General features: G+C 57.7%; 14 protein-coding genes. 3 read left to right on the top strand and 11 right to left on the bottom strand.

Going from position 1 to position 14,948, the window contains the following annotated elements; translation table 11 throughout:
• The 8 genes from ACR0MP_RS16805 to hutI form a co-directional block, all read right to left on the bottom strand.
• Positions 1-321: a YciI family protein gene (locus ACR0MP_RS16805; protein ID WP_170406852.1), complete on the bottom strand. Its 321-nt coding sequence runs from the start codon at positions 319-321 to the stop codon at positions 1-3.
• A 22-nt stretch (positions 322-343) separates the two neighbouring features.
• Positions 344-772, bottom strand: a complete 429-nt coding sequence (locus ACR0MP_RS16800; protein WP_480887433.1) for an SRPBCC family protein — start codon at positions 770-772, stop codon at positions 344-346.
• A complete protein-coding gene (locus ACR0MP_RS16795; protein WP_170399088.1) occupies positions 760-1,089 on the bottom strand; it encodes a metalloregulator ArsR/SmtB family transcription factor in 330 nt (109 codons plus the stop codon). Before ACR0MP_RS16795 ends, ACR0MP_RS16800 begins: the two co-directional genes overlap by 13 nt.
• A gap of 39 nt (positions 1,090-1,128) precedes the next feature.
• Positions 1,129-2,007 (bottom strand): phosphoserine phosphatase SerB, encoded by an 879-nt coding sequence (gene serB / locus ACR0MP_RS16790; RefSeq protein WP_170406855.1) that lies wholly within the window; start codon positions 2,005-2,007, stop codon positions 1,129-1,131.
• Positions 2,008-2,075: 68 nt separating this feature from the next.
• Complete coding sequence (hutU, locus tag ACR0MP_RS16785) at positions 2,076-3,758, bottom strand: urocanate hydratase (RefSeq protein ID WP_170406859.1); 1,683 nt, start codon at positions 3,756-3,758, stop codon at positions 2,076-2,078.
• A gap of 1 nt (position 3,759) precedes the next feature.
• Positions 3,760-4,551: an N-formylglutamate deformylase gene (gene hutG / locus ACR0MP_RS16780; RefSeq protein WP_480887436.1), complete on the bottom strand. Its 792-nt coding sequence runs from the start codon at positions 4,549-4,551 to the stop codon at positions 3,760-3,762.
• Entirely contained in the window at positions 4,551-6,086 is a 1,536-nt protein-coding gene (hutH, locus tag ACR0MP_RS16775; RefSeq protein ID WP_480887437.1) for a histidine ammonia-lyase, read from the bottom strand. The genes hutG and hutH overlap by 1 nt, the downstream gene beginning before the upstream one ends.
• Positions 6,083-7,288 carry an imidazolonepropionase gene (gene hutI / locus ACR0MP_RS16770; RefSeq protein ID WP_170406870.1) on the bottom strand — a complete coding sequence of 402 codons (1,206 nt, stop codon included), beginning with the start codon at positions 7,286-7,288 and terminating at the stop codon, positions 6,083-6,085. Before hutI ends, hutH begins: the two co-directional genes overlap by 4 nt.
• Before the next feature lie 81 nt (positions 7,289-7,369).
• Here hutI and ACR0MP_RS16765 point away from each other — a divergent pair, with 81 nt between their 5' ends.
• The 3 genes from ACR0MP_RS16765 (at position 7,370) to ACR0MP_RS16755 (ending at position 11,032) form a co-directional block, all read left to right on the top strand.
• Positions 7,370-8,725 carry a formimidoylglutamate deiminase gene (locus tag ACR0MP_RS16765; protein WP_170406872.1) on the top strand — a complete coding sequence of 452 codons (1,356 nt, stop codon included), beginning with the start codon at positions 7,370-7,372 and terminating at the stop codon, positions 8,723-8,725.
• A 6-nt stretch (positions 8,726-8,731) separates the two neighbouring features.
• Positions 8,732-9,436: a GntR family transcriptional regulator gene (locus ACR0MP_RS16760; RefSeq protein WP_170736215.1), complete on the top strand. Its 705-nt coding sequence runs from the start codon at positions 8,732-8,734 to the stop codon at positions 9,434-9,436.
• 78 nt (positions 9,437-9,514) lie between these two features.
• Positions 9,515-11,032 (top strand): malonate--CoA ligase, encoded by a 1,518-nt coding sequence (locus ACR0MP_RS16755; protein ID WP_480705932.1) that lies wholly within the window; start codon positions 9,515-9,517, stop codon positions 11,030-11,032.
• A gap of 3 nt (positions 11,033-11,035) precedes the next feature.
• Here the strand turns inward: ACR0MP_RS16755 and ACR0MP_RS16750 are convergent, their stop codons facing one another.
• The 3 genes from ACR0MP_RS16750 to ACR0MP_RS16740 all read right to left on the bottom strand — a co-directional run bounded on the left by ACR0MP_RS16750 (position 11,036) and on the right by ACR0MP_RS16740 (position 14,697).
• Positions 11,036-11,764, bottom strand: a complete 729-nt coding sequence (locus tag ACR0MP_RS16750) for a metallophosphoesterase family protein (RefSeq protein WP_480585874.1) — start codon at positions 11,762-11,764, stop codon at positions 11,036-11,038.
• A gap of 124 nt (positions 11,765-11,888) precedes the next feature.
• Positions 11,889-13,484, bottom strand: coding sequence for a phosphoglycerate dehydrogenase (serA, locus tag ACR0MP_RS16745; RefSeq protein WP_170406884.1), 1,596 nt, complete (start codon positions 13,482-13,484; stop codon positions 11,889-11,891).
• A gap of 58 nt (positions 13,485-13,542) precedes the next feature.
• On the bottom strand, positions 13,543-14,697 hold the full coding sequence (locus ACR0MP_RS16740) for a phosphoserine transaminase (protein WP_480887440.1): 1,155 nt from the start codon (positions 14,695-14,697) through the stop codon (positions 13,543-13,545).
• Positions 14,698-14,948 lie beyond the last annotated feature (251 nt).

Genomic DNA, 14,948 nt, shown 5'->3' with positions numbered 1-14,948 from the left:
TTACATCTCGATCTCGTGCACCTCGGCCACTTCGACCGAGCCCGAGCCATTCACGACCATCGGGCAGCCTTTGGCCATCTCGGTTGCAGTCTCAATGCTGTCGGCCTTCACCACCGTGAAACCTGAGGCCGGATTTGATCCGCCATTGTCTTCAACCCCTCCGCTGCTGACCGTGTAGGACTGGCCTACAGGATTTCCCGGAATCTCTAATGAGCCGCCGATTTCCTGAAACCAAGCGCCCCAAGCGGCCATGGTCGCCTCGATCTCGGCGGGATCGGTTGGGGTGTGACCCCCGTGATAAACAAACAAATATTGGGGCATATCGCTCCTCCCTGATGAAAACCTATTTGCAAAGTGCTTCGAGTTTGCGCAGCGACGATGTCCAGCCTTCGTTGTGGTTCGTGGCCGACTCGGCATCGACAAGTTCACGGTGATCAACCACCAGCCGTGATCCGCTGTTGGTCGCGGTAACCGAAAAGGTCACATGGCTTTCCGCACTGCGCTGGTCCTGATCGTCATGCCAAGCCCACGTAAATCCAACAGATTTTGGTCGATCGATATGGGTAACATGACCCGAGACTTTGAACTGCTGACCCTCGCCATTCTGCATAACCGAATACCAGGGACCAATGCGCGAAAAGTCGAGATCATGTTCCGGTACATGCAACCCTTCGGGCCCCCACCACTGCAGAAGTTTCGCACCATCGCTGACCCATGCGAACAGGACCTCGGGACTAACGGGAAAATCTCGTTCCAGTTTCAGGTCGGCCATGAATTTTCCCTTTCAATAAGCTCTTCCAAACGGTCGAGGCTGCTTTCCCAGAAATGTCGTTTCGAAATCGTCCATTCGGCTATCGCGCGCAGCCCCTCGGGCTGCACCGAATACATCCGTTGCGTGCCGTGTACCCGCTGCTGCACCAACCCGGCCTCGCGCAAAACCTTCAAATGGCGCGAGATCGCGGCCCCTGACATGCCCTTGCCTTCTATCAAATTACCGACGGGCAGTTCGCCTTCGTCCATCAGTTGCTCGACAATCGAGAACCGAGTGGCATCAGACAATGCGGAGAATGTGACCAGAAGCGTATTCATGGCTTTATTTAACACAATAGTTAAATTAAAGGAAGCCCCTTAGAGGCCTTGAAATTCTGACCTGCCATAGCCCTGCAAATACAACAACGCTGTCAGATCGCCGTGATTTATGCGGACATCACATTCGGCAGCGACCGAAGGCTTGGCGTGCAACGCGACACCCGTCCCCGCCCGACCCAACATTCCCAGATCATTCGCTCCATCGCCAACGGCAATCACGTCAACCTCGGAGATACCTAGGCGTGTTGTGATCTGCTCCAATGCCTCTATTTTGGCCTGTCGCCCAAGAATGGGCCGCTTCACGTCGCCGGTAAGCTTGCCATCCTCAGCCAGCAATGTATTCGCCCGGTTCTCATCAAACCCAAGCTCTTCGGCGACCTTAGCCGTAAAAGCCGTGAACCCACCCGAGACCAGCGCTGCATAGACCCCATTCGCGCGCATCGTGGCAAGTAACGCCTTGCCGCCGGGCATCAGCGTGATCCGTTCATTCAGAACCTTGCCGATCACGCTTTCATCCAGCCCTTTCAATAAGCCCACACGCTCAGTCAGCGCACCTTCGAAATCCAGCTCGCCGTTCATTGCTCGCGCGGTGATGTCCTTGACCCGATCACCGACACCAGCCTCATCCGCCAGTTCATCGATGCATTCCTGTTGGATCATGGTGCTGTCCATATCGGCCAGCAGCATCTTTTTCCGGCGACCGTCAGCTTTTTGCACGACCAGGTCCACGCCCATCTCTTGCAACTCGCCCCAAACGTCCCAGCGATTGTAGGGAATTTCTGGCAGGGAAAACTCGGCCGCCTCATCGAGGCTCAGCCAGTTCGCATCACCCCCGCCCCATGCATTCCGCAACGACTCAACCAGCGTCGCCTCTAAAGAAGGGGCCGCAGGGTTGGTCAGCAGAGTAGCTACATACATGTCAGGCCTCCGATTAGCGCACCTGCGGGATATCGCAGGTGCAGCATTTTCACCAGAGGCAGATTGATCTAACCGAGAATACCAGGCAGGCGCAGCCCATGTTCGCGAGCGCAGTCTTTCGCGATCTCATACCCCGCATCTGCGTGACGCCAGACCCCCGAGGCAGGGTCGTTCCACAGAACACGCTCCAATCGCCGCGCGGCATCTTCGGTACCATCTGCACAGATCACCATACCCGCGTGCTGACTAAAGCCCATGCCCACGCCGCCGCCATGATGCAGCGAGACCCAGGTCGCACCGCTGGCCGTATTGATCAGAGCGTTCAACAGCGGCCAATCCGATACTGCGTCCGAGCCGTCCAGCATCGCCTCGGTCTCACGGTTCGGGCTGGCGACCGAGCCCGAGTCCAAATGATCACGCCCAATGACAACAGGCGCTTTCAACTCACCATTGGCCACCATTTCGTTGAACGCCAACCCAGCGCGATGACGATCGCCAAGGCCGATCCAGCATATACGTGCGGGCAGACCCTGAAACGCAATGCGTTCCTGCGCCATATCCAGCCAACGATGCAGGTGTTCGTTCTCGGGGAATAGCTCCTTCATCTTGGCGTCGGTCTTGTAGATATCCTCGGGGTCACCCGACAATGCACACCATCGGAACGGGCCGATGCCCTTGCAGAACAGCGGCCGGATATAGGCGGGCACAAAGCCGGGGAAGGCAAAGGCATTCTCCAAGCCTTCATCCTGCGCCACCTGACGGATGTTGTTGCCGTAATCCAGCGTCGGAACGCCCGCGTTCCAGAAATCGACCATTGCAGCGACATGCTGTTTCATCGAGGCACGGGCGGCCTTTTCAACCGCTTTAGGATCAGTTTCGCGCTTGTCCTTCCACTGCGCCATGCTCCAGCCAATCGGCAGATACCCATTGATCGGGTCATGGGCGCTGGTTTGGTCAGTGACGATATCGGGGCGCATGCCACCGGCCTGCATCCGCGCATAAATTTCGGGGAACACCTCAGCCGCATTGCCTAGCAGACCCACAGATTTCGCCTCGCCCGCCTTGGTCCAGCTGTCGATCATCTCAAGCGCTTCATCGAGAGTCTCGGCTTTTTCGTCCAGATACTTGGTGCGCAGGCGGAAATCGATCGAGTCCGGATTGCACTCGACCGCCAAACAACTGGCCCCGGCGAACACCGCCGCCAGAGGCTGCGCGCCACCCATGCCGCCCAGACCGCCGGTCAGAATCCATTTGCCAGTCAAGTCGCCGCCATAGTGCTGACGGCCAGCCTCGGCAAAGGTTTCATAGGTGCCCTGTACGATGCCCTGCGTACCGATATAGATCCACGAACCGGCCGTCATCTGGCCGTACATCATCAGCCCCTTCTTATCGAGCTCGTTGAAGTGATCCCAATTGGCCCAATGAGGCACGATGTTTGAGTTGGCGATCAGAACCCGAGGCGCATCCTTATGGGTGCGGATGATCGCCACCGGTTTGCCCGACTGGACGATCAGGGTTTCATCCTCTTCCAGATCTTTCAGCCCTGCGACGATCCGGTCGAAATCGTTCCATGTCCGCGCCGCGCGACCGATGCCGCCATAAACCACCAGCTCATGCGGGTTTTCGGCCACATCCGGATGCAGGTTATTCATCATCATCCGCAACGGCGCTTCGGTCACCCAGCTTTTTGCGTTCAGTTCGGGGCCGGTGGGCGGATAGATATCGCGGGTATTCTTGCGAGGATCGGTCATGTCAAAGCTCCAATGCAGTGTCTTGGATGGCGTCGAGAATATCCACCAACCAGCGACGCAGGCGCTTGGCTTTCGCCTCGTCAAACGCCCACGGAGGGGTTTCGGCGGACAGATAGGTAGATTGCGCCAGCTCCATCTGGATCGCGTGTTGGCCCTCATCAGGACGGCCATAGTGGCGGGTCGTCCAACCCCCTCGGAATCGCCCGTTCAGGACGGTGCTGTAAGGGGAGGAATGCGAAAATTCATAGGCCGCGGCCTCAATGCCGGGGGCACAGGTCGCGCCACCATCGGTGCCGATGTTCATATCCGGCAGGGTGCCTTCAAACAGGAACGGAATCTTGCTGCGGATCGAGTGGCAGTCAAACAAGATCGCAACGCCGTGTATTGCCCGCACCCTTTCAAGCTCTTGCTCAAGCGCGTTGTGGTAGGGCGCGTGGTAGGCGGTTCGACGTACCTCGATCTCATCGACTGAGGGCTCCTGCCCCTCGGCCCAGATCGGCTGACCGTCAAAATCGGTCAACGGCACCAGAGTTGTTGTGTTCTGCCCAGGATACAATGATACACCCGCAGGGTCTCGATTAGCGTCAATGACATAGCGGTGGATATGGGATTGCACGACCGTCGCGTTGGCAACGAGCCCATCGTAGAGCTGATTGATATGCCAATCCGTATCCGCCAGCGCCTGCCCATTCGCATTCAGTCGCGCGGCAATGTCGTCGGGTACATGCGTGCCGCCATGCGGCTGTCCCAGCACGATGGGCCCATCGCCACGCTGAACACTGAAAACCTGCATCACGACAGCTCCGGCATGGGCATTGCAGCTGCCTGCAGAATAGTTCCGCTTTCGACTAGGGACTTCGCGGTTTCCAATTCGGGTGCCAGATAGCGATCATCGCCAAGCGACGGGATATCGTCGCGCACACGCCCAACCACGCTGGTCAGCGCTTTGCTGGTCGCCAGAGGCGCACGGAACTCGATGCCTTGCGCGGCGCAGAGCAGTTCGATCCCCAGAATATAGTTCAAATTATCAACCATCCGGCCTAAACGCCGCGCCCCGTGCGCCGCCATCGAGACGTGGTCTTCCTGATTGGCCGATGTAGGTGTGCTGTCGGTCACACATGGGTTGGCCAGATGTTTGTTCTCGCTCATCAACGCAGCCGTTGTGACCTCGGCGATCATCAGACCCGAGTTCAGCCCCGGCTCGGGCGTCAGGAAGGGCGGCAGATCAAAGCTAAGCGCCGGGTCGACCATTAATGCGATCCGACGCTGTGCGATCGCCCCGATCTCTGACAGGGCCAAAGCAATCATATCGGCGGCAAAGCCTACCGGCTCGGCGTGGAAATTCCCGCCCGAGACGATTGCATCCGGATCAGTCAGAACCAGCGGATTATCAGTGGCCGCGTTGGCCTCAGTTACAAGAGTTGCGGACGCCTGCCGGATCACATCCATCGCTGCGCCGGTCACCTGTGGTTGGCAGCGGATGCAATATGGATCCTGCACTCGCGTATCCCCATCACGGTGACTTTCGCGGATCTCAGAGCCCTCCAGAGTGGCCCGCATCGCCGCCGCCGCTTCGATCTGCCCACGATGCCCGCGCAACGCGTGAATCTCGGGTTGCAGAGGGGCGGTGGATCCCATGATCGCATCAGTTGAAGCCGCCGAAATCACCAGCGCATTTTGTGCTGAACGCCAACCTTCGAACAATCCGGCCAGAGCAAAGGCAGTCGAAAACTGCGTCCCGTTGATGAACGCAAGGCCCTCCTTTGGACCAAGTTGAATCGGCTCTAGCCCAGCTGTTTTCAGAGCCTCTGCACCCGGCATAACAACACCGTTCACCTTTGCCTCGCCCTCACCGATCACCACAGCGGTCATATGGGCCAGTGGCGCAAGATCGCCAGACGCGCCGACCGAACCCTGTGCCGGGATCACAGGTGTCACACCACACGCCAGCATCTGTTGCAGCAATTCGACAAGTTCCCAGCGGACACCCGAAGCACCTCGGCCGAATGACAGCAACTTCAGTGACATCATCAGCCGCGCCAGACGACGCGGCACTGCCGGACCCACCCCGCAACAATGGCTGAGGATCAGGTTGCGCTGCAGGGTTGAGGTATCTTTGGCCGCAATCTTGTGACTCGCCAGTTTGCCAAAGCCGGTGTTGACGCCATAGACGGGCTCGGTCCCTTCGGCAGCCTGCGCAATGCGGGCAGCAGCGACCTCAACCTTGGGTCGGCAGGCGGCGTCCAGCGAAATGGCGGCTTCGGTCCAGTAGATCTGGGCAAGCTGATCCAGCGAAACCTGACCAGGGACAAGCAACAGAGGTGTCATTCCAGACCTCCAAAAATACGTTTATGCAGAGGGTTGAAACCGATGCGATAGGACAGTTCTGCAGGATGAGTGGCATCCCAGACGGCCAGATCAGCGCGCAATCCGGGCGCGATCACGCCGGTATCATCCAGACCCAAAGCGCGGGCCGCGACGTGGGTAACACCTGCCAATGCTTCTTCAGGCGTCATGCGAAATAAAGTGCACCCCATGTTCATTGTTAGCAGCAGAGAAGTCAGGGGTGAGGACCCCGGATTGCAATCGGTCGCTAGTGCCATGGGAACATTCTTCTGGCGCAACAATTCAATCGGCGGAGCTTGCGTTTCATGCAGCGTATAAAACGCGCCGGGCAGCAAGACCGCGACCGTTCCGGCCCTGGCCATGGCGGCAACACCTTCGGCGTCCAGATATTCGATATGATCAGCGGATAGCGCTCCGTAAGCTGCCGCCAGCTTAGCCCCACCTAGATTTGAAAGTTGCTCAGCATGCAGCTTCACCGGTAGGCCAAGCTCTTGCGCGACAACAAAAACCCGTTCGATCTGTGTGGGATCAAATGCAATGCCTTCGCAGAACCCATCCACTGCGTCCACCAGCCCTTCGGTATGGGCCGCGCGCAGTGTCGGAATGCAGACCTCGTCAATATAGGCGTCATCCCGACCCGCATATTCTGGCGGAACGGCATGTGCGCCAAGAAAACTGGTGTTGACCCGAATAGGGCGCTCCCGCGCAATTCGGCGCGCCGCGCGCAACATACGCAGTTCGGTTTCGGTATCGAGCCCATAACCCGACTTCACCTCGATGCAGGACACACCTTCGGCCAGCAATGCGTCCACGCGCGAAAGCGCGCCTGCAAGCAGCTCTTCTTCTGTTGCTGCCCGCGTGCCGTTTACGGTCGACAGGATGCCTCCACCCGCGCGGGCAATTTCTTCGTAGGTCGCGCCCTTCAGGCGCATTTCGAACTCAACCGCGCGGTTGCCGCCAAACACAACATGAGTATGAGCATCAATCAGAGCAGGCGTGATCAAGCGGTCACCATAGTCGTTCTGCGGCCACTCGGCATATGACGGCGGCATTGCCGACCGAGCGCCAACCCAAACGATTTCCGACCCATCGATGGCAATCGCACCATCCTCGATCATCCCATAGGATTGGTCGCCCCCCATGGTGGCTACATGTTTGCTACGAAGAACAGTTTTTTTCGTCATGGCGATTCTTTTGGGCTCCCCCTGCGCTTGATTTTTTCGTATACGGCTAAAAATATAAAGTCTACACAAAATGGAATTACGATGACGGTTCATGCTAAAACGGCCCTGTTAGGCTCTGAGTGGGTGCACAACCTACGAGTCGAAATCGAAGACGGTCGGATCGCTGCGCTGAAATCAGGGACCGAGCCAAAACCCGAAGACACTCGGGTCGACGTGTTGCTGCCCGCTTTGGCGAACCTGCACAGCCATGCCTTTCAACGCGCCATGGCGGGCATGACCGAAACGCGCGTAGCAGGGCGCGAAAGCTTCTGGACCTGGCGTACCTTGATGTACCGATTTCTGGACCGCCTCACTCCTGCACAGATCGAGGCCATTGCTGCATTGGTCTATATGGAGATGCAGGAAGCCGGGTATGCTGCGGTCGGGGAATTCCACTACGTCCACCACCAACCCGGCGGCACGCCTTATGCGCAGTTGTCTGAGCTGAGTCAGCGCATCTTCTCGGCAGTCAGCCAAACCGGGATTGGATTGACACATCTACCGGTGCTCTACACCTATGGCGGCGTCGCGCAAGAGCCTCTGACCGGTGGTCAATTGCGGTTCGGCAATGATGTGGAAAGGTTCCTGCAGCTTGTCGAGGACTGTAAGCCGCTGATGCCTTATGCAGACAGCCAGATCGGCATCGCGCCGCACTCTCTGCGTGCGACCTCGCCTGATGATCTACGGCAAGTGCTGAACGCTACCCCACGAGGCCCGGTGCACATCCACATCTCTGAACAAGAGAAGGAGGTCACGGATGTAGAAGCCGCTCTGGGTCAACGACCGGTAGATTGGCTGCTGAGCAACGTGGATGTGAACGAACGATGGTGCCTGATCCATGCCACTCATATGACAGACGATGAAACCCGCGCTCTTGCCCGATCCGGGGCTGTGGCCGGTCTTTGCCCGATCACAGAGGCCAATCTGGGGGATGGTATTTTCAATGGTGCCGTCTACATCGAGCAGGGCGGTGCCTTTGGTGTCGGTTCAGACTCGAATGTGCGTATTTCGCTGCCCGAGGAATTGCGTACGCTGGAGTATTCTCAACGTCTGCGCGACAAGGCCCGCACTGTGCTGGTACGTGGCGAAGGCTCGGTCGGTCAAACGCTGTATACCGGAGCCGCCCGCGGTGGCGCACAGGCGCTGGGGCGCGACGCCGGAGAGATCGCAATAGGTCATCTGGCCGATCTGGTTGCGATCGATCGAAGTCACCCCACCCTGTGTACTTTGCGCGACGATCAATTGATTGACGGCCTGAGCTTTGCCGCGCCTGACGGAACAGTGACCGACCTTTGGTCTGCCGGGCGACATCAGGTGCGCGGCGGGCGCCATATCGCCCGCGATGCGATCCTGAACAATTATCGTGCCGCGATAAATGACCTTTTGGAAGACATCTGAACTGATATGACCCAAACCAGCGACACAACCAGCTACAAAGACATTAAGCAAACCGTCCTGCGCCGGATCCGCTCGGGCGAGTTGCAGCCCGACGCTCTGCTTCCCAATGAGCAAGAATTAGCGGTCGAGTTTTCGTGCACCCGCACCACAGTCAACAGAGCACTGCGGGAACTGGCGGATGAAGGGTTTCTTGAACGGCGCCGAAAGGCAGGCACCCGGGTCCTTAGCGCACCGCAGCGACAGGCGCGCTTCACAATTCCTCTGGTCCGAGATGAAATCGAAGCGGCGGGCGGAACCTATCGCTACGCTCTTGTGTCATGTGAAACGCAGATCGCCTCAGACTGGCTGGCGGCCCGGTTGGCCCTACGTGCTGATCAAAGTGTGATGCACGTGCGATGCATGCATTTCTCCGGCAATTCACCGTTTCAGTTCGAAGACCGCTGGATCGTGATAGACAGCGTACCTCAGGTCACGCAGGCAGATTTCACTAGCGTCGGACCCAATGACTGGCTGGTGCAAACAGTCCCGTTCACCAATGTCGAGTTGACCTTTCTGGCCAGCCGCGCAGATACCACTTTGGCCGGATTTCTGGACGTTCCCGAGGGTGAACCCGTTTTTACTGCCGAGCGTATCACATGGCTGCAGGGTCAGCCGGTAACGTTTGCCAAGATGTATTTTGCGGCCGGATATCGGATGACAACCGAGTTCTGATTGTCCGGGCTTTACGCTTCCCCAATTCCACGACAGATTTGCTGCAGAATGTGCGCGTCTGCTGGAAAGGATATCGGGATGGGCAACCCGCTTTATGATCGTTTGCTGGGCATCCATGCAGGCAAGGATACGCCATTTTTGCACCTTCCGGATGGTCAGACTTTGACCCATGCCACGTTTCTGGACACGGCGGCCCGTCTGGCCAACACCATGACAGGACTGGAAATGGAACCGGGCGACCGCGTGGCGGTGCAGGTGGAGAAATCCGTTGAGGCACTGGCGCTTTATGCCGCCTGTGTCCAAGCGGGGCTGATCTTTCTACCTCTCAATACGGGCTATACGACGCAAGAGCTAAGCTATTTCATCGAAAACAGCGGAGCCTCACTGGTGGTGTGCGATGAGGCAAACGAGGCAGGGCTTGCCGAGATCGTGCAAAAGAACAATGCCCGGCTTGAAACGCTGAACGCCGACGGTTCAGGCAGCCTGATGCGACGCGCCCTAGGCATGCTTCCGGCCTTTCAGCCGGCCCACCGATCAGAAGATGATCTGGCTGCGTTTCTATATACTTCAGGCACGACGGGGCGTTCGAAAGGGGCAATGCTGACGCAGGCGAATCTGCTGTCGAACGCGGAGACCCTTGTGCAGGAATGGCGATTCACAGATGATGACGTGCTGTTGCACGCGCTGCCGATCTTTCACACGCATGGACTGTTTGTTGCGACAAATGTCGTCCTCGCATCGGGCGGGTCGATGATATTTCTGCCGAAGTTCGACCTGGAAGATATGTTACGCCTGATGCCACAGGCAACGGCGATGATGGGGGTGCCGACGTTTTACACCCGCCTGCTAAGCGACGACCGCTTCGCCCAAGATCTGACTCAGGATATGCGGCTGTTCATCTCAGGTTCAGCGCCTTTGCTGGCAGATACCCACGTTCAATTTGAAGACCGCACAGGTCATCGCATTCTGGAACGCTATGGCATGACCGAGACGAACATGAACACTTCTAACCCCTATGACGGCGAACGCCGGGCGGGAACGGTCGGATTTCCCCTGCCGGATGTTGAACTGAAGGTCACAGACCCCAAAACAGGTCAAACCCTAGCAGATGGTGAGATCGGCATCATCGAGGTGCGCGGTCCCAATGTGTTTCAGGGCTACTGGCAAATGCCCGACAAAACCGCCGCAGAACTGCGCGAAGACGGGTTCTTCATCACCGGTGATCTGGGGCGGATCGATGAAGATGGCTATGTCCATATCGTCGGGCGTGGCAAAGACCTGATCATCTCGGGCGGGTATAATATCTACCCCAAAGAGATCGAGCTGCTGCTAGACGAACAACCCGGCGTGCTGGAAAGCGCGGTAATTGGCGTCCCGCATCCGGATTTCGGAGAAACCCCGGTTGGCATTCTGGTCCCTACCCCCGGTCATACGCCAGATATCGAGGCCATCATGGGTGCGGTTCGGGACGCGCTCGCCCGGTTCAAACATCCCCGCCAGTTGATCCTGCTGGACGAGCTCCCCCGCAACACAATGGGCAAGGTGCAAAAGAACATCCTACGTGACCGCTGCAAAGACCTTTTCACCAAGACCTGATCTTCAAGGCAAAAGCGCAACGCGACCCTTGTCCGTCAACAACCAGCAATCCTGTCCTTCGAGCACCGCAACGCCAACCGGACGGCCATACCCTGCGCCGCTATCCAGGTTGATGCGATTGCCGTAATGCGTTGATTGATCCACCGGCGTATGCCCATGGACGATCAGTTTCGGATGCGGACCTCGGTGGTTGTGAAAGGTTTGCCTGATCCAGACCAGATCATTTTCCCGTTGTTCGCTCAGCGGAATACCGGGCCGAATGCCCGCATGGACAAAAGCAATCTCGCGCGTTTGATGCATGGCGATGAGCCCTTGCAGAAATATCCGATGCGCATCGGGAACCGCACCCCGCGCTGTTGCATGCAGATCCTCGAGCCGTGTCTGCTGATCGAAGAACACGCCATAGCTTTGTAGTGTTTCGACACCACCCAACCGCTCGTGCAGCCAATGATACCCGACCAACATATGCGGGTCGTGACGTGGGACATCTTCGAGGAACCATGAAAACATCCGGTCATGGTTGCCCAGCAGAGTGATCCACCGCTTGCCCGCATCGCGACCAGCGATCAGCCGATCCAGAACGCCCCGGCTGTCGGGGCCCCGATCAACGTAATCGCCCAGATACACGATCTCGGCATCGGGGCCGCCATCGCGTTCGATCAGCGCCAAGGAGCGCTCGAACTCATCCACGCGGCCGTGCAAATCTCCAATTGCGTAGATCGGATTGGTCATCAGCTTCCCCTCGGGCAATGGTGATTGCCGCACTTCTGGCGCAAAATCAGCACTTTGAAAAGGCGATGCCCACGCTTTGGACAAGCGCGGGCATCAATCTGTCACAGAAGTTCAACAGCGACCGTCAGGCCACGTCAAACTCCAACGGTTTGATCTGAGTAAACAGACCTGTCTCGGCGAGTTTGGCGCGCGCCTCGGCTGGTACCGGTTCATCAACATAAAGCAACGCAATCGCCTCACCGCCGGCTTCGGATCGTCCAAGAGTAAAGTTCGCGATGTTCACATCGTTCTCGCCCATGGTCTGTCCTAAAGCACCAATGATGCCCGGCACGTCTTCGTTAGTCGTATAGAGCATATGCGCCCCGATCTCGGCATCGATATTGATGCCCTTGATCTGAATAAACCGCGGCTTGCCGTCGCTGAACACCGTGCCACCGATTGAGCGTTCACGCTTTTCAGTCACCACAGTGACCTTGATATAGCCTTCGAACGCACCGGATTTGTCCTGATTGGTGGTCGATATCTGGATGCCACGCTCTCTCGCGACAACCGGGGCCGAGACCATGTTCACCTCGGGATTGAATTTCTTCATGATTCCGGCAACGACCGAACAATTCAACGCAGCCAGGTTCATGTTCGCAGCGACACCGTCATAGAGGATGTTGATTGCCTTGATCGGCTCATCCGTCATCTGACCAATGAAGCTGCCCAGATGCCCGGCCAGCTTGATCCACGGCCCCATGACCTTGGCCTCCTCTGCCGTCACACTGGGCATGTTCAGTGCGTTCTCGACCGCTCCGGTCAGCAGGTAATTCGAGATCTGCTCGGCCACTTGCAGCGCCACGTTCTCCTGCGCCTCAGTCGTGGCCGCACCCAAGTGCGGTGTGCAAACCACATTGGGTAGGTTGAACAGGGCGTTCTCCTTGGCCGGTTCCTCACTGAACACGTCAAAGGCCGCACCGGCGACATGACCCGATTGCAACGCCTCGGCCAGCGCGTCCTCGTCGACCAGACCGCCACGGGCGCAGTTGACAATGCGCACGCCTTTCTTGGTCTTGGCCAGATTCTCACGGCTGAGGATATTGCGCGTCTGATCGGTCAGCGGCACGTGCAGAGTGATAAAGTCAGCGCGGGCCAGAAGCTCGTCCAGTTCGACCTTTTCCACACCCATCTGCGCGGCTTTCTCTTCGCCAAGATAGGGATCATAGGCGACGACCTTCATCTTCAGACCCAAAGCACGCTCGCATACGATGCCACCAATGTTGCCCGCGCCGATCACGCCCAGGGTCTTGTTGGTCAGCTCAATCCCCATGAACTTGGACTTTTCCCACTTGCCCGCATGGGTCGAGGTACTGGCCTCGGGGATTTGCCGCGCCACGGCAAACATCATCGCGATGGCATGCTCGGCGGTGGTGATCATGTTGCCGAACGGTGTGTTCATCACGATGACGCCTTTTTTCGAGGCCGCATCCTTGTCGATATTGTCGGTGCCGATCCCGGCACGACCAATAACTTTTAACTTGTCTGCCTTCTCCAGAATGGTTGGCGTGACTTTGGTGGCAGAACGGATGGCGAGGCCGTCATAATGACCGATCACCTCGGCCAGTTTGTCTTTGTCCTTTCCCAGATCGGGCATGAAATCCACGTCGATGCCACGGTCGCGGAAGATTTGTACGGCGGTTTCGCTCAGCTTGTCAGAGACGAGTACTTTGGGAGCCATATTTTTGGTCCTTGAACATTGTGGAAGGTCCGGGCCGGATGCGGCCCGGTAGAAAAGGTCAGGCAGCTTCGGTTTGCGCTGCAATCTCGGCTTCAAAAGCCCATGCAAGCCAGGGCAGCATCGCCTCGATATCTGATGTCTCAACCGTGCCGCCGCACCAGATGCGCAGACCCGCAGGCGCGTCGCGATAGGCACCGATATCAAGCGCAATGTTTTCGGCCTCAAGCCGTTTGGCGACGGCTTTGGCAAAAACGGCACCATCTTGAATGCGCGTATCGGTGAACTTCAGACAGACCGACGTATTTGATTGAGTTGTCGAGTCTTCGGCCAGATTGGCGATCCAGTCATTTTGGTCGCAGAACGCATGAACCGCGCCAGCATTGGCATTCGCACGAGCAATCAGCCCCTGCAAGCCTCCGACTGAACGCGCCCAGTCCAACGCGAAAAGGTAATCCTCAACCGCGAGCATTGAGGGTGTGTTGATCGTCGCGCCGGTGAATATCCCATCAATCAGCTTGCCACCTTTGGTCAGGCGGAAGATCTTCGGCAATGGCCATGACGGGGTGTAACTCTCCAAGCGCTCGACCGCGCGCGGAGACAGGATAAGCATCCCATGAGCCGCCTCTCCGCCTAGTACCTTCTGCCAGCTGAACGTTGTCACATCCAACTTGTCCCATGGCAAGTCCATCGCGAACGCAGCGGATGTCGCGTCACAGATCGTCAGACCCTGACGATCATCGGCAATCCAGTCGCCATCTGGGACCCGCACACCCGAAGTCGTTCCGTTCCATGTGAACACCACATCGTTGGCGAAATCGACGGACGCGAGATCAATGATCTGCCCGTACTCGGCGGTTTTCACTTCAGCGTCGATTTTCAGTTGCTTGGCCACATCAGTCACCCAACCCGCGCCAAAGCTTTCCCAGGCCAGCATTTCAACTTTACGCTCACCCAGCAAAGACCAAAGCGCCATCTCAACTGCACCGGTGTCCGAGGCTGGTACAATGCCGATGCGATAATCCGCCGGTATGCCTAGAATCTCTCGCGTGCCTTCAATGGCCGCCTTCAGCTTGTCCTTGCCGACAGCAGCCCGATGCGAGCGGCCCAAGGCGGCATCCGCCAGTTTGGTCAGATCAAATGTGGGGGGCTTGGCACAGGGGCCCGAGGAAAAACGCGGGTTGGCCGGCCGCGTCGCCGGTTGTTCGATAGTCATGTGTATTACCCTTCCAGATACACGCCCCTCGTTGGGGAGGGGTGTCCCACGCACAGAGGTATGGGTCGTTTGCACCTGCAGCAAGAGTAAAAGACGCTTCATCAGCGGAAAACGACACTGGAAATAGGCTCAGATCGGAACACAGGTTTCCGATGGGCGAAAACCCCCGCCAGTTGGCGGGGGTTTATTGATTGAGGTTTATTCAGCTGCGTCCATGTATTCGGTCATTGGCGGGCATGTGCAGATGAGGT

Source organism: Ruegeria sp. K3, from assembly GCF_056531845.1.
This window is presented reverse-complemented; position numbering and strand designations above follow the sequence as displayed.